The organism is Pseudomonas sp. GW821-FHT02H09 (genome assembly GCF_059421425.1).
Map to the genome: position 1 here is coordinate 267,650 of NZ_JBWKVA010000006.1, position 18,119 is coordinate 285,768.

The following is an 18,119-nucleotide window of genomic DNA, read 5'->3' on the forward strand; positions in this document are numbered from 1 at the left end:
ATCCGAGGGGAAACACCATGGGATTCAACTGCGGCATCGTCGGCCTGCCTAACGTCGGCAAGTCCACCCTGTTCAACGCCCTGACCAAATCCGGTATCGCGGCCGAGAACTTTCCCTTCTGCACCATCGAGCCGAACAGCGGCATAGTGCCAATGCCCGATCCGCGTCTGGACGCACTGGCGGAAATCGTCAAACCCAAGCGCATCCTGCCGACCACCATGGAGTTCGTCGACATCGCAGGCCTCGTTGCCGGCGCCTCGAAAGGTGAAGGTCTGGGCAACAAGTTCCTGGCCAACATCCGTGAAACCGATGCCATCGCCCACGTGGTCCGCTGCTTCGAAGACGAGAACGTGATTCACGTCTCCAACAGCGTCGACCCGAAACGCGACATCGAGATCATCGACCTCGAACTGATCTTCGCCGACCTCGACAGCTGCGAGAAGCAACTGCAGAAAGTCACCCGCAACGCCAAGGGTGGTGACAAGGACGCCGTGGTTCAGAAAGGCCTGTTGGAGCAGTTGATCGCTCACTTCACCGAAGGCAAGCCTGCGCGCAGCCTGATGAAGAACATGAGCACCGACGAGAAAGCGGTGATCCGTGGCTTCCACCTGCTGACCACCAAACCGGTCATGTACATCGCCAACGTTGCCGAGGACGGCTTCGAAAACAACCCGCTGCTCGACGTGGTCATGGCCATCGCCGAAGAAGAAGGTGCAGTGGTTGTACCGGTCTGCAACAAGATCGAAGCGGAAATCGCCGAGCTTGACGACGGCGAAGAGAAAGACATGTTCCTCGAGGCCCTGGGCCTGGAAGAGCCTGGCCTGAACCGCGTGATCCGCGCCGGCTACGAAATGCTGCACCTGCAGACCTACTTCACCGCCGGTGTTGAAGAAGTCCGCGCCTGGACCGTAAAAGTCGGTGCTACTGCGCCACAAGCGGCCGGGGTGATCCACACCGACTTCGAAAAAGGCTTCATCCGCGCCGAAGTCATCGCCTACAACGACTTCATCCAGTACAAGGGCGAAGCCGGCACCAAAGAAGCCGGTAAATGGCGTCTGGAAGGCAAGGATTACATCGTCAAAGACGGCGACGTGATGCACTTCCGCTTCAACGTGTAAAAGAAACGCCCAAGAAAAAGCCGCGTCTCGACGCGGCTTTTTTGTGCCTGGTGATTATCAAACCACCACATATTCCGTAGGAGCGAGGCTTACCCGCGATATAGACGCTACGGTCTTTCTATTAGACCGCGCCATCGTTCTTCGCGGGCAAGCTTCGCTCCAGGATCTCTGACTTATGCCTTTTTGGTTCTCGGCAAAAAGATCGCCAAAACACCGAACAACGGCAGGAACGAGCACAGCAGGTACACGTACTCGATGCCGTGTATGTCGGCCAGATGCCCAAGCAGCGCCGCACCAATCCCGCCGAAACCAAACATCAGACCAAAGAACACCCCGGCAATCATCCCGACGTTACCTGGTACCAATTCCTGTGCGTAAACCACAATGGCCGAGAATGCCGAAGCCAGAATGAAGCCGATCACCACGCTCAGCACGCTGGTCCAGAACAGGTCCACGTGAGGCAGCAACAACGTGAACGGCGCCACGCCGAGAATCGAGAACCAGATGACCGCCTTGCGACCGATCCTGTCGCCGATCGGGCCGCCAAAGAACGTCCCCGCCGCGACCGCACCGAGAAACAGGAACAGATGCAACTGCGAGCTGGCCACCGACAGGTCAAATTTCTCGATCAGGTAAAAAGTGAAATAGCTGGTGAAGCTGGCCATGTAGAAGTATTTGGAGAACACCAGCAGCCCAAGCACGACTAATGCACTCAGTACCCGCCCTTTCGACAAGCCATGGGTTGCGGCCTGGCCCTGCTTGAGTTTGAACAGGTTCAGGTGATTGCTGTACCAACGGCTGATCGCATACAGCACGCCCAAGGCGAACACCGCAAACACCCCGAACCAGGCGACGTTGCCCTGGCCGAACGGAATGATGATCGCTGCCGCCAGCAACGGCCCGAACGCCGAGCCGGCGTTACCACCGACCTGGAAGGTCGACTGCGCCAAGCCATAACGGCCGCCCGAGGCCAGTCGCGCGACCCGCGAAGCTTCCGGGTGAAAGGTCGAAGAGCCGATACCAATCAACGCCGAGGCCAACAGAATCAGCGGGAAGCTACCGACTTGAGACAGCATCAAAATGCCAATCAACGTGCTGACCATACCCAGCGGCAGCAGATAGGGCTGGGGATGGCGATCGGTGTAATACCCGACCCATGGCTGCAACAGCGAAGCGGTGAGCTGAAAGGTCAATGTGATCAAACCGACCTGAGTGAAGGTCAGTCCATAGTTGGCCTTGAGCATTGGATAGATCGATGGCAACACCGCCTGAATCAGGTCATTGATCAAATGCGCCAAAGCCACGGCACCGATGATGCGCATGACCAAAGGGCTGGTTTGCGGGGCGGTAGAAGCCGGGCTCGCGGAGGTCTGAAGGTTACTGATAGCCATAAGAGTTTCCGTACAACAGATGGGTGCGCATTTGCAGGTGGGTCAATGTGCCATTTTTCAGTGCAGCAAAGCCATCCCCTTAGCCTGCTAACAACTTCAAACCTTACAACGCATAACGTGATAGCTCAAAGCCATGGTCTGAATCTTGCCTTGCTTATCCACTTCAACGCGGCCCCTTACAAAGGGGACCGAGAATGGGAAGTTTCGCTACAGGGCTCACCGCACAGGGCTCGCGATTGCGATTTTCCGAGGCCTTTAACAGCAAGCACAGGTCCAGGCCACACCGCCAGGACTGCACGCCATTGGTGCGTGGTGCTCAGAGGAGTAGTCGGGCATGCAGGTTTTTCTATCACCAGGAATCAGACTGCTTGGGCGCTTCGGCTTTGCCCGCAAGTTTCAGCTGTTGTTTCTGCTGTTCATCCTGCCGCTGATGGGCAGCCTGTGGATAATCGGCCAGGACTACCGCGACAAGTTAAGCCTGATCTCCGGCGAGCGTGCCGGAGTTCGCCAATTGCTGGCCCTCGACAGTCTGGACAACTTGCTGGCCACTCAGCGTGACCGCGCCGCCCGCTGGCGAGCAACAGAAACCAATCGTCAGCCTACACCGGCGACCCTTGCCGCCATGGCTGCGTTCGACTCGGTCCAGCCCGCCGTCACTCAAGCCGTCACCGACCTCGGCACCGCTCTGCAAACCGAAGGTGCCGTCGGCGACACCTTGAGTCGCTATCAAGGGCTGCAAGCGGCTCTAAGCGGATTGGACTCCAAAAGCCTGAGCAGCGTCGGCTGGTGGCCGGACGGCTACGAGCGCTTCACCGCCGCATTGAGCGCGTTGCAAGCCCTGCGCGAGCAGATAGCCATGGACAACCGACTGATCCTCGCCCCATGGCTGGAAACCTGCCTGCTGACGCAGATTTCCACCCAGCACGCTCCAGACCTGATCGAACGGGTTGGTCGCCTGGCCAGTGTCGGCCAGGCCTCAGTGGTGTCCGGGCAATTCACCCTGCAAAGCCGCCTGCAACTGCGGGACCTGCGCAGCCGCATCGGCGACGCGCGCGAGCAGCTGGTGAAGACCGGCAGCCTGCTCGAAGCCCGGCTGCCCAGCGCGTTGCGATCCTGGGCCGGGCAATACCACGACAGCCTGAAGCATCTGGATGACGGCCTCAAAGTTCTCGACGACGGCGTGTTCGGCGGCAGCATCAATCTCAAGCCGCAAGACTTCGAGCGCAGCCTCGACGCCCTCCTCATGGACCTGTCATCGTTGCGCCAACAGTCTCTGGTGTCGCTGGACAGCCGCCTGGATTACTACCAGAGCTCGGCCATCCGCCAATTCATCCTGGTGGCGACGATCTTCGGCAGCCTGCTACTGGCAGCGCTGTACCTGTTCATCTGCTTGCAGACATCGATCCGTCGCAGTGCCAGCGGCATCACCTTGCTGGCCGAGTCCTTGCGTGACGGCAACCTGTCTTTGCAAGTACCGGTACACGGGCGCGATGAACTGGCCGCCATCAGTAGCGCGCTCAACGTCGCGGTGGTGCAGTTGCGTACCAGTCTGCTCGGGGTTGATCACGAAACCCTGCAACTGAGTGACGCGGTACGCACCCTCAACGACCACTCCAGCGGCGCCTTGGGCGAAGTCGAAGCACAGCAATTGCAGATCAGCCAGATCGCCGCGGCGGCGACCCAACTGGCCGCCACCTCACAAGGTGTCGCACACAGCTGCGAACAGGCTTCCGGCAGTGCCCGGCACACCCAGCGTATTGCCGCCGACAGCAGCCGCGACAGTCAGCGGACCACCGCCAGCATCCAGCAACTCAACCAGCGCCTGAACGAGACTGCCGCAGCACTTGGCCGGGTCAGCGAGCAAGGGCAGCAGATCCAGCTGGTGGTGGATACCATTCGCGGCGTCGCCGAGCAGACCAATCTGCTGGCGTTGAATGCCGCCATCGAGGCGGCCCGGGCCGGGGAGCAAGGTCGTGGGTTTGCCGTGGTGGCCGATGAAGTGCGCAGCCTGTCGCAGCGCACCCAATCCTCCACCGCGCAAATCGCCGGTACCGTCGATAGCCTGCGGGCCACGGTGAGCGAGGCCGTGGCCTTGATGGAAGCCGCCTGCGGTCAGGCACAAACCGATGCCCAGGCAGTGACCGGGCTTGGCGAACGCCTGGTAGAAATTGCCAGTGCGGTGCAAAGCGTCACCAATACCCTGGCGCAGATTGCGACTGCCGTCGAAGAACAGGCCAGCACCGCCGATGAAGTCAGCGGCAATATTCAACAGGTCGATCAAGCGGCCATGCGCCTGCTTGAAGGCGCACGAGCGGTGAACCGCGCGGCGGATACCTTGAGCCAGGGTAGTAAGGCGCTGAGTGAGAATACGGGGAGGTTTCGGTTGAACTAGGTGTCGCAATCTTCTGTAGCAGTTGCCGAAGGCTGCGTTCGAGCGCGCAGCAGTCGCAAAGAGTCCTGACACGATTCAACAGGACACTTGAGTTGCCCGGATTACGACCGCTGTGCGGCCGAACGCAGCCTTTGGCAGCTGCTACGGGGTAGGTGCAGGCCTTCACTTTTGACGTCAAGTCGGGGCCATCAAACCCCGACCACCGCCTCTGGAAACTCTTGCTCCAGCGACGTCGACAACCACTGGATAAACCATTGCACATCCGCCGACAACGCGGCTGACGGCGTCAGTACGCGATAGCTTTCCAGTCTCACCTGGGCCTCAACTGCTCGCACCAGGGTGCCGGCCTCAAGTTCATCGCGTACCAATACTTCGTTGGCCAGTGCAATACCCTGGCCGCTTTCGGCCACCGATAAGGCGTGGTCATTGTTGACGTACAACACGTCGGAAGTCAGGTGAATATCCAGATCATTGGCGGCGAACCACATGTTCCACCATTCGCCGTCGTCAAAGTGGATCAAATTGTGTTTTACCAGATCGACCGGGCTGTGAATCGGCTCGATGCTCGCCAGGTACCCCGGCGTACAAATCGGAAATACCCGCGGGCAGATCAAGGTCGCGCGGGAATTGGCGTACTGCCCATCCAGGCCATAAACGATGCCCAAGTCAGCGCTCTTGCCATCTACTTCGGTAAAGGTCGAGTTGGGTTCGATGGCGAACTTCAACCCCGGTCGCAGATGCCGCATCGCCTCAAGCCTGGGCGTCAGCCAGCGCTTGGCGAAGCCCGGCACCACCATGATCCGCAGCCAGCGCTCGGAATCTCTGGGCAGCAACTCCTTCCCGGCCTCAACGATCAACTGCAAAGCCGCGGAGATTTTGTGGTGGTATTTCTGCCCGGCGACTGTCAGCACAACCCCGCGTGAGGTCCGCTCAAATAGCTGCACGCCAAGCCACTCCTCAAGCAACTTCACATGCCGGCCAATCGCTGGCTGGGTCACGTGCAGCGCTTTTGAGGCTTCGACATAGCTGCCCAGACGCGCCGCCGCATCAAAAGCGCGTACGGCATTGAGTGGCGGCAAACGGTGGGTAGGCATTGGGTAGAACCGCCTCTAGCTATTAAATTATTTAACAGCTCCTATGTTAAAATTGAAGTTTCGCACCTGCAACCCCTCACTGATAATCGAGCCACACCAGAACAACAAGAACAGAACAAAGAGCCCGCCGACGCGGCTCGCTGCACACCCGAAAACATCTCGATCCTGCCCAAAAAAATAATATCCATGGCCTGACGACGCAGCTCTTTACAGAGCAGCACTCAAACGGGCGATGGGGGAATCGGAGGTAACGCATGAATGCCCTGCATTCGCTGCAAACGCTGGCTGTGTCCATTCGCTCAGTACGCAAGGTTTACGGTGATCCGCAAACCGGTCCGGTGGCGCTGAAAAGCATCGACCTGGATATCCGCGACAACGAGTTCTTCACCCTCCTCGGCCCTTCCGGCTGTGGCAAAACCACCCTTCTGCGGATGATCGCCGGGTTCGAGTTTCCGACCCAGGGCGAGATCCTGCTCTACGGCGAAAACATCGCCGATCGCCCGCCCTTCAAGCGCCCGGTCAATACGGTGTTCCAGCACTACGCGCTGTTCCCACATATGACCATCGCCGAGAACCTGGCCTTCGGCCTCGAATCGCAGCCCATGGGCAAAGTCCTGAGCAAGGTGCAGATCGCCGAGCGCGTGCGGGAAATGCTCGCACTGGTGCAGATGGAACGCTTCGCCACGCGCCGCCCGACACAATTGTCCGGCGGCCAGCAGCAACGGGTTGCCCTGGCCCGGGCACTGGCGCCGCATCCCAAGGTGCTGCTGCTCGACGAGCCGCTTTCGGCCCTTGACCTCAAGCTTCGCCAAGCCATGCGCGAAGAGCTGAAAACCATCCAGGCCAAGACCGGTATCACCTTCATTTTCGTCACCCACGACCAGGAAGAAGCGCTGACCATGTCCGACCGCATCGCCGTATTGTCCGAAGGCGAAGTGCAGCAGGTCGGTCGTCCGGAAGACATCTATGAGCGCCCGCGCAATCGCTTCGTCGCCGACTTTATTGGCGAGACCAACTTCATCGAAGGCCGGGTCTCACGAGTCGAGGCCGGGCTGGCCTGGTTCGATGGCCCGGCCGGTCACCCCTTGCCGGCTCAGCCCTGCAGCGACGTAGCCATCGGCGATAGCGTTGCGCTCTCGGTGCGTCCGGAACGCCTGCACCTGGTGCCAGACGGCGCCACCGGTGCACTGCCCTGCAGGATCGACGCGCAGATCTACCTGGGCACCGACCTGCAATACCAGGTCAGCCTGGCCGATGGTTCGCGCCTCACCGTGCGCACGCCCAACAGCGTCGACCAAAGCCAGCGCTTCCCGGTCAACAGTCGGGCCGGCCTGCTGTTCGATCGAGGCAGCGCCAGCGTTTTGCTGGATTGAGCGAGGGATTCCCATGCACGCTTCACCGATATCCACCACTCTGGCACGGCGCAAGGCCTTCGGCAGCTTCCTCGGGGTGACTCCCGCGCTACTCGCCATCGGCCTGTTTCTGATCGTGCCGATTCTGATCGTGATCGGCTATTCACTGATGGAAGCCAACCCCTATGGCGGGGTGAACAAGGTCTTCAGCAGCGACGCCTACACCTCGTTGCTGTTCGAACGGCAACTGGACGACAGCCTGGCCTTTGCCGACTCCTACCTGATCATCGCCCTGCGCTCCATCGGCATCGCCGGGCTGACTACGGTCATCACGCTGTTAATCGGTTTTCCAGTGGCGGTCTGGCTGGCCATGCAGCCGGCCCATCGTCGCGGGCTGCTGATATTCCTGATCACCGTGCCGTTCTGGGCCAATCTGCTGATCCGCACCTACGCCTGGATTCTGCTGCTACGTAACACCGGGGTGATCAACAACAGCCTGATGGGGCTCGGCGTGATCGATCAACCATTGCAACTGCTCTATACCGATGGCGCGGTGCTGCTGGGGCTGGTTTATACCTACGCACCGTTCGTGGTGCTGCCGATTTACGCGACCCTGGAAAAGATGGACATCCGCCTGCTGGAAGCTGCGCAGGACTTGTATGCCGGGCGTTGGCGGACGCTGATCAAAGTCGTGCTACCGATCGCCAAACCGGGGATTTTCGCCGGCGCGATCCTGACCTTCGTCCCTTGCCTGGGCGCGATGATTGCCCCGGAACTGCTCGGTGGCGGAACCAAAATGATGCTCGGCAACCTGATTTTCCGGCAGTTCAGCGATGCCCGTAACTGGCCGTTCGGCGCTGCCCTGTCGCTGGTGCTGATGGCGGCAGTGATGCTGGTGCTGACCGTTTACGCCCTGTGCGCAGAGCGCCAGCGCATCGCCAAAGGAGGTGAGTGATGTTGCGTCTGCTCAAACGAAACGGGCTCAGCGTGCAGGACTTCCCGGGCTTCGGCGGCTTCAGCTTGCTGTTCTACCTGTACCTCTACGCGCCGATCGTGGTGCTGGTGGTGTTCTCCTTCAACGCCAATCAATCGGCCACGGTCTGGACCGGTTTCAGTCTCGACTGGTACCGCGCGGCGTTTGCCAATCAGGCGTTGCGACAGGCCGCCGGTAACAGCCTGCTGATCGCCGTGTGCGCCAGCATGATCGCCACCGCGATTGCCACACTCGCGGCACTCGGTACCTCGCGGGGCGCCAAATTCAAGGGGATGCAACTGTCCATGGGCGCAATCATGTTGCCACTGGTGCTGCCGGAAATCGTCGTTGGCGTGGCCACGCTGGCGCTGTTCTCCACCATCGGCCTGTCGCTCGGTTACGGCAACCTGATCATCGCCCACACGGTGTTCTGCATCCCCTTCGCCTACCTGCCGATCCGCGCGCGGCTCAACGACATGGACCTGTCCCTGGAACACGCTTCGGCCGACCTCTATGCAGGCCCCTGGAGGACCTTTCGCAAGGTCACCCTGCCACTGCTGATGCCGGGGATCGTCTCCGGGCTGATGCTGGCCTTCATCGTCTCGCTGGATAACTTCGTGATCTCGATGATGGTCTCCCAAGCCGGCACCACCACCCTGCCGATCTTCATCTTCGGCTTGCTGCGAATGGGCGTAACACCCGACGTCAATGCCGTCTCGACCTTGATCCTCGGGGTCTCGGTGCTGTTCGTCAGCCTCTCCTGGCTGCTGGGTAAAAAGAAAGTCTGAACCTGCCTATTCCACCTTGAGGAAATACCATGAGCAAGTTGATCGCACGCTTCGGCACCTCTTTGTTACTGACATTGCCTCTGCTCGGCAGTGCTCAGGCGGCCGAAAAATTGAACGTGGTGAGCTGGAGCGGCTATTTCTCGCCGCAGATTCTCGCCAAGTTCCAGAAACAGACCGGCATCGAAGTCACCGTGGACTCCTACGACTCCAACGAGACACTGTTGGCCAAGCTCAAACAGGGCGGCGCGGGCTACGACGTGGCGATTCCGTCGCACCAGTTCATTCCGATCCTGATCAAGGAGCAACTGCTCGAGCGCTTTGACCCAGTCAACCAGCCCTACTACGCCAGCGTCGCCGATAATCTGAAAAAGCCCACCTGGGACCCGGAAGGCGCTTACTCCATGCCGTTCATCTGGGGCACCACCAGCGTGGTGCTGAACACCGAGCGCTACAAAGGCCCGACGGACAGCTACAAAGTCCTTTACGAGCCACCGGCCGAACTGCAAGGGCGGATCAACATGTTCGACTCGGTGAGCGATGTGGTCGACATGGCCAGCCTGTATCTGAACATTCCGCTGTGCAGCGAAGACCCGAAACAGATGCAGCAAGTGCTGACCCTGCTCAAAGCGCAAAAGCCCTTCGTCAAAACCTACAGCTCCAAGGCCGGCTCGATCCGCGAGAACCTGGCCTCGGGTGAAGTCGACATGTCGACCTTCTGGGGCGGATCGTCGATGCGCGCCCGTGAGATGAAACCCAGCCTGCGCTACCTCTACCCGAAAGAAGGCGTACTGGCCTGGGTCGACAACATGGTCATCCCCAAGGGCAGCAAAAACCCGGCTAACGCCAAGGCTTTCATCGCCTTCCTCAGCCAGCCTGAAAATGCCGCGATGACCCAGAACTTCCTCAAGCATCAGAGCCCGATCAAGGGCGTGGAACCCTTCCTCGATGCTGGCCTCAAGGACGCGCCCGAGCTGCACATCCCGGAGGGCACCCAAGTGGTGTTCAGCAAGACCTGCGGCGAAGGCGCTATCCGCCTTGCCGACCGTCTGTGGACCAGCCTGATGCGCTGACCCGACCGCCCCGACAGGGCGTCGGGGCGTTTTCCCAGTCTTCTACAAGGCAGCGTTTTAATGACCTCCAATAACATCAGCGAACTGGTCCTGCTGCAGGCCCACGAACTCGCCGAACGCATTCGCCTGCGCCAGGTGTCGTGTCGGGAAGTGATGCAGACTTACCTGGCCCACATCGAGCGCTTCAACCCATTGGTCAACGCATTGATCAGCCTGCAACCGGCTGACCAATTGCTGGCCCAGGCAGACCTGCGCGACGCAGAACTGGCTCGCGGTCTCTACCGTGGCTGGATGCACGGTTTGCCCCATGCCATCAAGGATCTGTCGCTGACCCGTGGCATCCGCACCACGCTCGGCTCACCGCTGTACAAAGATTTCGTGCCAGAGCGCGACGGCATCATGACCGAGCGGATCAAGGCCGCTGGCGCGATCATTATCGGCAAGACCAACACCCCGGAATTCGGCCTCGGCTCACAGACCTACAACCCATTGTTCGGCGCCACCGGCTGCGCTTACGACCCGAGCAAAACCGCAGGCGGTAGCAGCGGTGGTGCCGCCGCAGCGCTGGCCATGCACCTGGTGCCGGTGGCCGACGGCAGCGACATGATGGGTTCACTGCGCAACCCGGCAGCGTTCAACAACGTGTTCGGCTTTCGCCCATCCCAGGGCCGGGTGCCGTTCGATGACAGCGCCGACCTGTTCATCGACCAACTCGGCTACGAAGGCCCTATGGGCCGTAGCGTACGCGACGCCGCGCTGCTGCTCTCGGTACAGGCCGGCGCGGATGCGCGAGCACCGCTGTCCATCGCCGAATCCGGTAACGCCTTCGCCGCACCACTGGAGCGCGACTTCAAAGGCACCCGCCTCGGCTGGCTCGGCGACTTCAATGGCTATCTGCCGATGGAGAAAGGCATTCTCGAGCTTTGCCAGAGCGCCTTCGCCGACTTTGAAGCCATTGGCTGCAGCATTGAAGCCACGCAACCGGACTTCGCTGCGCAACAGCTCTGGAACAGTTGGCGCAGCCTGCGTCACTGGATGGTCGCCGGCTCCCTGGGCGCTGCCTATGCCGACCCGCAAAAGCGCACACAGTTGAAACCGGAGGCCTGCTGGGAAATCGAAAATGGCCTGAAGCTCTCTGCCAGCGACGTCTTCGCTGCGTCAGTGACCCGCAGCAACTGGTATCGCGCCATCAGCAAACTGTTCGAACGTTACGATTACCTGCTGCTGCCCAGCGCCCAGGTCTTCCCGTTCGATAAAACCACTCCCTGGCCGACCTCCATCGAAGGTGTGACCATGGACACCTATCACCGCTGGATGGAAGTGGTCATCCCCGGCACCCTCTGCGGATGCCCGGTGGCGAACGTGCAGGTCGGCTTCAGCCAGAACGGCCTGCCGATGGGTCTGCAAATCATCGGCCGGCACCAGGCCGACTTCGCCGTACTGCAGCTGGCCCACGCTTATGAACAGGCCAGTCAGTGGTTCCAACGTTACCCGGCGCCCCTGCTGACAGAGGTATTTCGATAAACAATTGATAGCGTAGATAAATTTTCAATAAAAACGCTTGACGCTTTTCCCTTCTCGGCGAATAATGCGCGCCACTTGGCTACATAGCTCAGTTGGTTAGAGCATAGCATTCATAATGCTGGGGTCCGGGGTTCAAGTCCCTGTGTAGCCACCAAGTACCTGTTTATAGATGTCTACAGCAGTCTATAAACAAATCAAGAAGCCCGCCTAGTGCGGGCTTTCTTGTTTCTGGCTATCTGTCCTTGCATCCCCCCATACCTTCCTTCCATATATCCCCCCTGTGACTCCTTGCAAGAAAACTGAACCAAGGGGATACAAGGAAATGAAACGCTCCAACATCAAACGTTGCCCTAATCAGCCCGCCCTTTTGGGACTGAAGCCGAACGCCTGGGAGTACCGCGAGCTGGATGCCGGCGGCCTGCATTCAGAGTAAAACCTGACGGCCAGACGCACGCTCAATGCCCCCCTCCCCGTAAAGCTCCGCACAATCGCGCAAGAACCTTACTAGACTGCCAACCAGGGAGTGAATCACGGGCCTGCGCTGTTCTGCATGGCTGATTCCGAAGGTCTCAACGAGACTTTTACGAAAATAACAGGAATATTACAGGGAGTACCTCATGCACTCTTTTACACGCCAGCCCTCACAGACACCAAGCCGATTGACAGTCCTGGCCATCGCCACCGCTTCGGCACTGGCAGCTGGCCAGGTCAGCGTCGCTCGGGCCAATGAGTATGGCATTGACAACAGCGGCACGCTCACGTTGCTGAACAACCCGGCGGGCAACATTATCAGTGGAAACAGTGCAGGTATCAGGAACTCGGGCAGAATCGGTACGCTGAGCAACAGCGGCACCATCTCTGGCGGCAATGCCGGTATTCGCAGCTACGACATCGATACGTTGAGCAATAGTGGCACCATCAGTGGCGGCACCTTTGGCATTCACAACATCGACACCCTCAACACACTGAACAACAGTGGCACTGTCACAAGTAATGGGTTCGCCATTTATACCGGTCCACACTCGACGCTGGGCACCATAACCAACTCCGGAACCATCGCCGGCACGATCCGCAATGACTCCGCGTCGAACATGACGATCAATGGCGGTCCAGGATCGGTGTTTGGCATCCTGACCGGCGCAGGCACGGGCGGTGTGAGCGCCACCAACATCGGCCTGATCAGCAGTATCGGCTCGAATGTGGTGTTCGGGCCGGGCAACCAGTTGCTCAATGACCACATCAACGTCGACACTCAAACTGCCGCCAATGACACTACCGGCACGCTGCAGGTCAACAATACGATCAAGATCACCGGCAATTACTACCAAGGCAGCGACGCCAGCCTGATTCTCGGTGTGGCCGACAATGCCGTGACCACCGGTGATATCAGCACCGACAGCGGCTATGGGCGCCTGGTGGTGTCCGGTAAGGCGAACATCGCTGCAGGCTCCACGGTCGGTTTGCAGAAGCTTGGCAGCTATGGTTTTGCCCAAGGCCAGCGATACATCGTGATTCAGGCCAACACCGCTGGCACGGCCTACAATGCCAGCAGCCTTCACTACACGGTCCCGGGTTATAACGCAGTGGGCACCAGTGTGACCGATGGCTCCCATGCCGACTTGCTGGTGACCCTGGGTGCGGCCATACCTGCGACGCCTCCGGTTGGTCCGGTCACACCTTCTTATGCGCCGATCAATCGGGCCACCAGTGCCAGCAGTGTCGCCCCGCTGGCCGGGCTGTTCAATTACGGCGGTTACGATGCCGGCCTGATGAACCTGTTCAACACCGCCGCGGCCCTCGACTCCCCGACCGCCGGCAACCACGCCGGGGCCCAATTGAGTCCGACCGCGAACCTGACGGCTGCCACTCAGGCGTCTACCGCGTCTACGGTGCAAGTGCTCAATGTCACCACGGCGCACCTCGAAGGCCTGCGCACCGCGCAGAACGACAACCTCGGCAGCGGCGTCGCCACCGGTGAAAGCGCCAGCAACACCGGGCTCTGGGGCCAGGCCTTTGGCGGCAGTTCTCGTCTGGGTGAGCGCGACGATGTGGCCGGCTACCACGCCCACTACAGCGGCCTGCTGCTGGGGGCCGATGCCGCGCTCAACGACAGCTGGCGCGCCGGCGGTCTGTTCAGCTACACCAAAACCACGGTGAACAATGACGGCGACAACACCGGCAGCTCCGCCGACGTGAAGTCCTACGGCCTGTTCGGCTATGCCAGCTACCAAGGCCAGCCGTGGTACCTGGACCTGTCGGCCGGTGCCGTTCAGCACCAATACGACACCACGCGTGAAATCGACTTCACCGGCTTTAGCGGTTCGGCCAAAGGCCAGCACGACGGGATGCAGTACATTGCCTCCGCACAGGCCGGTTACCCGATCGACCTCGGCGCGGCGCTGGCCCACACCGTCCTCACGCCAATTGCCGGCTTGACCTACAGCACCTTGCGCCAGGACAGCTTCACCGAAACCGGCGGCAACGGCGCGGCACTACATGTCGATTCCACCAGCACCAGTTCGCTCAAAAGCGATCTGGGCGCCAAGCTGGAACGCTCCTTCGCCACGTCCTACGGCAGCGTAGTACCGTCGGCGCAACTGACCTGGCGTCATGAGTACCACGACACCAGCCTGCAATCGGTCGCCAACTATGCCGCCGATACCTCGGGCGCCACCAGCTTCACCAGCCCGGGGGCGAAACCGGTCAATGACACCGGGGTCCTGGCACTGGGCGTCACGCTGCTGCACAGCGAAAACCTCAGCCTGGGGGCGAAGTACACCCTGGAAGCGGCGAACGGTTACACCGCCAATACCGGTGACGTGCAGGTGCGCTGGCAGTTCTGATCCGTTAGATTCAGCTGACCTGATAACGCCCATTTTTCAGTCATGAAAAATGGGCGTTTAACCTTCAAATGATCTCGGAATCAGTTTTCCAACAGTCGCGCAAACCGCCCGACTGAAAACGCCAGAAGATCTACGTCGCTTTGCCCATAAGCGAATCGCTGCGCCAATGCCTCATCAACTCCTGCCGAGTGCTTGAAGGCATGTCCGGAGCAGGCGCTGACTACCGTTACATTCCGAAGCTCAGGATGCTCGTCGATGATAAAGCCGAAATCCGGGGTCACCGTGTAAGCGCAAACGCTGGATTTGAGTAAATCCGCTGATACGCCAGCGAACCGGCCCTTCATGTGCGCACGATAAAAAGTCTCTGCCTGCGTCAGGCTAGTGGTTCGGTCGATCGATTGCGCAGAGGTGCTGACGTCGAACTGCTCGGTGGCGACTTTCATGCTGCCCTCACCCGGCATGGGTGGGAAACCGTAGCAGGCGTCGCTCTCGTTCGGGCCGTGGGTCAGGATGAAGCACGGGGATGCCCAGTTTTGCCAGTTGATAGAGCGTCGCCGCTCCCATGGCGCCCAAGCCGATGACGACGTCGTATTGGTTTTCCATCAGCGATGGGCCTTCCAGTGTTTCATCTCTTCTTCGATGAAATGATTGACCAGGTCGGTGTAGAGCTTTTCGATCGCTTCGGGGCTCAGACCTTCGGTTTCCGCCCATTCACGACGCTTGGCCAGCATCGCGCGGAAACGCTCCGGGGCCCGCACAGAGGTTTCAGAGGTTTTGAATTTCGACGCGGCCTGAACGTATTTGAAGCGCGCTCCCAGCATCTTGATGACTGCCCGATCGAGGAGATCGATCTCGCGCCGGATGTCTTCCATGCCTTGACACTCGTCAGGGCGCATTTGATTAATCACTTCCATGTAGCTAACTCCGACTTATCGAGAAAAAGCGTGGGCTGATGCTGCTTGCCCGATTAAACACGCAAAATCAGGCTCCGTCATTGCCGATGAACAACACCGCGTAGGCTCTCACTATTCGCCCGACCGGGCATCGCGCACGAACAGGGGCCGGCCTTTTATCAAGCCAACAGCGAGTGCTGACAGGATAAGCGCGATGGAAAAACCCTCACGGACGTCAACCCTGTGTCCGAGAAACAGGAGCGAGAACACTGCCACTCGATCAAGGTGCGTTACCAGGGTCATGGACGGCGCTGCCCCGTGAGCTAACCAGGTGAGCAGCAACAGCGGGATCGGCGGGAACAGGCCTGCTTGCTGGCGGCCGTGGTTCGCTTGGGAAACGGAGAACCTGTTACTCGAGTGGCGATGGATCTGGGCTACAGCAGTCCCAGCGCGTTCACTAACGTATTTCGCAGGGTGCTGGGTGAGACACCCAGTCGATACTTTTCCAAAACCCTGCTCTGAAACGATAGGAGCAGCATCGAAGACGCTCGCCTGAGCAGCCAGCAAAATCGTCCAACGCGTTGCGTCTACCGCTGTCGGCCGATACATTCCCCCGCACGCGAGCGCATCTATTGGCTGCGCTCGATACCTCATCTACCCACGGACGGAGTGCCCCGCGTGTTCTCAGCCTTCAACTTGAGCCACTACCGCCTATCTGCCCTTTCGCTGATAGCCGCCGCTTTAACCCTCGCGGCCTGCAATACCCCGCCGTCTGCACCCTCCGTCAGCGCTCTACCGGTCGCCCCGGAAATCGCCTCGGGTTACCGCACCGACATGCGCACCCAATACGCCGCGCGCCACATGGCGGCGGCAGCCAACCCGCTGGCAGCCGAGGCCGGGCGTGAGATGTTGCGTCAGGGGGGCTCGGCGATCGATGCCGCGATCGCGATGCAAGCGGTACTGACGTTGGTGGAACCACAATCTTCAGGCATTGGCGGCGGCGCGCTGATCATGCTCTGGGACGGCAAAACAGTGCGCGCCTATGACGGACGCGAAACCGCGCCGGCAGGTGCTACCGAAAAGCTCTTCCTGCAACCTGACGGCAAGCCGATGCCGTTCAGCCAGGCACAGATTGGCGGTCGTTCGGTGGGCACACCAGGTGCATTGCGTGCGCTTGAACTGGCCCATAAGACACAAGGTCGTCTGCCGTGGGCGCAATTGTTCGAACCGGCCATTCGCCTGGCAGAGCAAGGTTTCCCGATCTCGCCGCGGCTTCACGCGATGATTGCGTCTGACCCGTTCCTGCCGCGCTCGCCGGACATGGCCGAGTATTTCCTGAATGCCGACGGCAGCCCGAAAGCCATCGGTACCTTGCTGAAAAACCCAAACTTGGCCGGCGTTCTGAAACGGATTGCCAAAGAAGGTCCGGATGCCCTTTATCGAGGCTCGATCGCCCACGAGATCGTCACCAAGGTTCAGGGCAACGCCAACCCCGGCAGCCTGTCGATGACTGATCTGCAAGGCTACACTGCCAAAGAGCGCACGCCGCTGTGCACCGACTACAAACGCTGGCAAGTCTGCGGCATGCCGCCGCCGTCCTCGGGCGGGATAGCCGTCGCGCAAATCCTCGGCACCTTGCAGGCGCTGGAAGTACGGGATAGCCGCTTTGCCCTGCCGCCGCTCAAGCCGGTCAAAACCAACGCCCCGGCCGGAACAGAACCTGCACTTGAAGCCGTGCACCTGATTGCCGAAGCCGAGCGTCTGGCCTATGCCGACCGCGGGCTCTATGTGGCTGATTCAGACTTCGTCCCCGTCCCGATCGCAGGCCTGGTCGCCCCCAGCTATCTGGCAGGTCGAGCAGCCTTGATCAGTGAGCACAGCATGGGTACGGCCAAGCCCGGCCACCCGGCCGGCATCCAGGTGGCGTACGCTCCAGACCGTTCGCCGATGCGGATATCCACCTCGCAGGTAGTGGCGGTAGACGACCAGGGCGGTGCCGTGTCGATGACCACCACGGTGGAAGCGGCCTTTGGCTCTCACCTCATGGTTCAGGGCTTCATGCTCAATAACCAGATGACCGACTTCTCCTTCGTCCCTGAGGAAAACAGCCAACCCGTCGCCAATCGCGTCGAACCCGGTAAACGTCCGCGCTCCTCCATGGCTCCGACACTGATCTTCGACCGCCAGAGCGGTGAACTGGTAGCCACAGTCGGCTCTCCCGGCGGCTCGCAAATCATCGAATACGTGGCCAAGTCAGTGGTGGCCATGCTCGACTGGAACATGGACCCGCAAGCCGCCATCAGCCTGCCCAACTTTGGCAGCCGCAACGGCCCGACCGAATTGGAGCAAGGGCAATTCACACCCGCACTGGTGCAAGCTCTCAAAGACAAAGGGCATACCGTGAACGAGATCGACATGACCAGCGGCACCCAAGCCATCGTCCGTGTCCGCGATGCTCAAGGCAAAGCTTCATGGGCTGGCGGCGCCGATCCGCGGCGTGAGGGTGAAGCGCTGGGGGATTGATCGAGGTTAGGCTGCTGACATCCAAAAAGAGCAGAAGAGATCAGCGAACTGCGTACTTACAGCTCAATGCCTGAATTTGCCGATTATCGACGAAGCACTCATCGCGATGAGGCAAAGTCGTTTCAGTACTCATGGATTGAACGGAGGTAAGCATGGAC

General features: G+C 60.0%; 13 protein-coding genes, 1 tRNA gene and 2 pseudogenes. 11 read left to right on the top strand and 5 right to left on the bottom strand.

Annotated elements, in window-relative coordinates; genetic code table 11:
* Positions 1 to 17: 17 nt before the first annotated feature.
* The gene (gene ychF, locus AC07VR_RS10630; RefSeq protein WP_494991777.1) at positions 18 to 1,118 is read left to right on the top strand and encodes a redox-regulated ATPase YchF; all 1,101 of its coding nucleotides are present in this window, start codon (positions 18 to 20) and stop codon (positions 1,116 to 1,118) included.
* 173 nt (positions 1,119 to 1,291) lie between these two features.
* Here the strand turns inward: ychF and AC07VR_RS10635 are convergent, their stop codons facing one another.
* Positions 1,292 to 2,509, bottom strand: a complete 1,218-nt coding sequence (locus AC07VR_RS10635) for an MFS transporter (protein WP_494991776.1) — start codon at positions 2,507 to 2,509, stop codon at positions 1,292 to 1,294.
* Positions 2,510 to 2,843: 334 nt separating this feature from the next.
* Here AC07VR_RS10635 and AC07VR_RS10640 point away from each other — a divergent pair, with 334 nt between their 5' ends.
* Positions 2,844 to 4,901: a methyl-accepting chemotaxis protein gene (locus AC07VR_RS10640; protein WP_495011202.1), complete on the top strand. Its 2,058-nt coding sequence runs from the start codon at positions 2,844 to 2,846 to the stop codon at positions 4,899 to 4,901.
* A 188-nt stretch (positions 4,902 to 5,089) separates the two neighbouring features.
* On the opposite strand, the gene AC07VR_RS10645 is transcribed toward AC07VR_RS10640, so the two are convergent.
* Entirely contained in the window at positions 5,090 to 5,995 is a 906-nt protein-coding gene (locus tag AC07VR_RS10645; RefSeq protein ID WP_495011203.1) for a LysR substrate-binding domain-containing protein, read from the bottom strand.
* Between the two features lie 254 nt (positions 5,996 to 6,249).
* Here AC07VR_RS10645 and AC07VR_RS10650 point away from each other — a divergent pair, with 254 nt between their 5' ends.
* From AC07VR_RS10650 to AC07VR_RS10680, 7 genes are all read left to right on the top strand, one after another.
* Positions 6,250 to 7,368, top strand: coding sequence for an ABC transporter ATP-binding protein (locus AC07VR_RS10650; RefSeq protein WP_495011204.1), 1,119 nt, complete (start codon positions 6,250 to 6,252; stop codon positions 7,366 to 7,368).
* A gap of 13 nt (positions 7,369 to 7,381) precedes the next feature.
* Complete coding sequence (locus AC07VR_RS10655; RefSeq protein WP_495011205.1) at positions 7,382 to 8,302, top strand: ABC transporter permease; 921 nt, start codon at positions 7,382 to 7,384, stop codon at positions 8,300 to 8,302.
* Positions 8,299 to 9,108: an ABC transporter permease gene (locus tag AC07VR_RS10660; RefSeq protein ID WP_494991771.1), complete on the top strand. Its 810-nt coding sequence runs from the start codon at positions 8,299 to 8,301 to the stop codon at positions 9,106 to 9,108. Before AC07VR_RS10655 ends, AC07VR_RS10660 begins: the two co-directional genes overlap by 4 nt.
* A 29-nt stretch (positions 9,109 to 9,137) precedes the next feature.
* Positions 9,138 to 10,178, top strand: a complete 1,041-nt coding sequence (locus tag AC07VR_RS10665; protein WP_495011206.1) for an ABC transporter substrate-binding protein — start codon at positions 9,138 to 9,140, stop codon at positions 10,176 to 10,178.
* Between the two features lie 60 nt (positions 10,179 to 10,238).
* On the top strand, positions 10,239 to 11,702 hold the full coding sequence (locus AC07VR_RS10670; protein ID WP_495011207.1) for an amidase: 1,464 nt from the start codon (positions 10,239 to 10,241) through the stop codon (positions 11,700 to 11,702).
* A gap of 77 nt (positions 11,703 to 11,779) precedes the next feature.
* Positions 11,780 to 11,856 (top strand) — tRNA-Met (locus AC07VR_RS10675).
* 463 nt (positions 11,857 to 12,319) lie between these two features.
* Positions 12,320 to 14,545: an autotransporter family protein gene (locus AC07VR_RS10680; protein WP_495011208.1), complete on the top strand. Its 2,226-nt coding sequence runs from the start codon at positions 12,320 to 12,322 to the stop codon at positions 14,543 to 14,545.
* Positions 14,546 to 14,625: 80 nt separating this feature from the next.
* On the opposite strand, the pseudogene AC07VR_RS10685 reads toward AC07VR_RS10680, so the two are convergent.
* The 3 genes and pseudogenes from AC07VR_RS10685 to AC07VR_RS10695 form a co-directional block, all read right to left on the bottom strand.
* A pseudogene (locus AC07VR_RS10685) lies at positions 14,626 to 15,069 on the bottom strand (FAD-dependent oxidoreductase); the annotation flags it as partial.
* Positions 14,996 to 15,148 (bottom strand): hypothetical protein, encoded by a 153-nt coding sequence (locus AC07VR_RS10690; RefSeq protein ID WP_495011209.1) that lies wholly within the window; start codon positions 15,146 to 15,148, stop codon positions 14,996 to 14,998. The pseudogene AC07VR_RS10685 and the gene AC07VR_RS10690, both read right to left, overlap by 74 nt.
* The gene (locus AC07VR_RS10695; protein ID WP_495011210.1) at positions 15,148 to 15,459 is read right to left on the bottom strand and encodes an isochorismate lyase; all 312 of its coding nucleotides are present in this window, start codon (positions 15,457 to 15,459) and stop codon (positions 15,148 to 15,150) included. Before AC07VR_RS10695 ends, AC07VR_RS10690 begins: the two co-directional genes overlap by 1 nt.
* 333 nt (positions 15,460 to 15,792) lie before the next feature.
* Here AC07VR_RS10695 and AC07VR_RS10700 point away from each other — a divergent pair.
* Positions 15,793 to 15,960 (top strand): annotated as a pseudogene (locus AC07VR_RS10700) (helix-turn-helix domain-containing protein); the annotation flags it as partial.
* 156 nt (positions 15,961 to 16,116) lie between these two features.
* Complete coding sequence (ggt, locus tag AC07VR_RS10705) at positions 16,117 to 17,961, top strand: gamma-glutamyltransferase (protein WP_495011211.1); 1,845 nt, start codon at positions 16,117 to 16,119, stop codon at positions 17,959 to 17,961.
* The last annotated feature ends 158 nt before the right edge of the window (positions 17,962 to 18,119 follow it).

What these genes read in the sequence shown, in the direction of transcription:
- ychF (WP_494991777.1), top strand. Translation starts at nt 18, where the DNA reads ATGGGATTCAACTGCGGCATCGTCGGCCTGCCTAACGTCGGCAAGTCC.
- AC07VR_RS10635 (WP_494991776.1), bottom strand. Translation starts at nt 2,509, where the DNA reads ATGGCTATCAGTAACCTTCAGACCTCCGCGAGCCCGGCTTCTACCGCC.
- AC07VR_RS10640 (WP_495011202.1), top strand. Translation starts at nt 2,844, where the DNA reads ATGCAGGTTTTTCTATCACCAGGAATCAGACTGCTTGGGCGCTTCGGC.
- AC07VR_RS10645 (WP_495011203.1), bottom strand. Translation starts at nt 5,995, where the DNA reads ATGCCTACCCACCGTTTGCCGCCACTCAATGCCGTACGCGCTTTTGAT.
- AC07VR_RS10650 (WP_495011204.1), top strand. Translation starts at nt 6,250, where the DNA reads ATGAATGCCCTGCATTCGCTGCAAACGCTGGCTGTGTCCATTCGCTCA.
- AC07VR_RS10655 (WP_495011205.1), top strand. Translation starts at nt 7,382, where the DNA reads ATGCACGCTTCACCGATATCCACCACTCTGGCACGGCGCAAGGCCTTC.
- AC07VR_RS10665 (WP_495011206.1), top strand. Translation starts at nt 9,138, where the DNA reads ATGAGCAAGTTGATCGCACGCTTCGGCACCTCTTTGTTACTGACATTG.
- AC07VR_RS10670 (WP_495011207.1), top strand. Translation starts at nt 10,239, where the DNA reads ATGACCTCCAATAACATCAGCGAACTGGTCCTGCTGCAGGCCCACGAA.
- AC07VR_RS10680 (WP_495011208.1), top strand. Translation starts at nt 12,320, where the DNA reads ATGCACTCTTTTACACGCCAGCCCTCACAGACACCAAGCCGATTGACA.
- AC07VR_RS10690 (WP_495011209.1), bottom strand. Translation starts at nt 15,148, where the DNA reads ATGGAAAACCAATACGACGTCGTCATCGGCTTGGGCGCCATGGGAGCG.
- AC07VR_RS10695 (WP_495011210.1), bottom strand. Translation starts at nt 15,459, where the DNA reads ATGGAAGTGATTAATCAAATGCGCCCTGACGAGTGTCAAGGCATGGAA.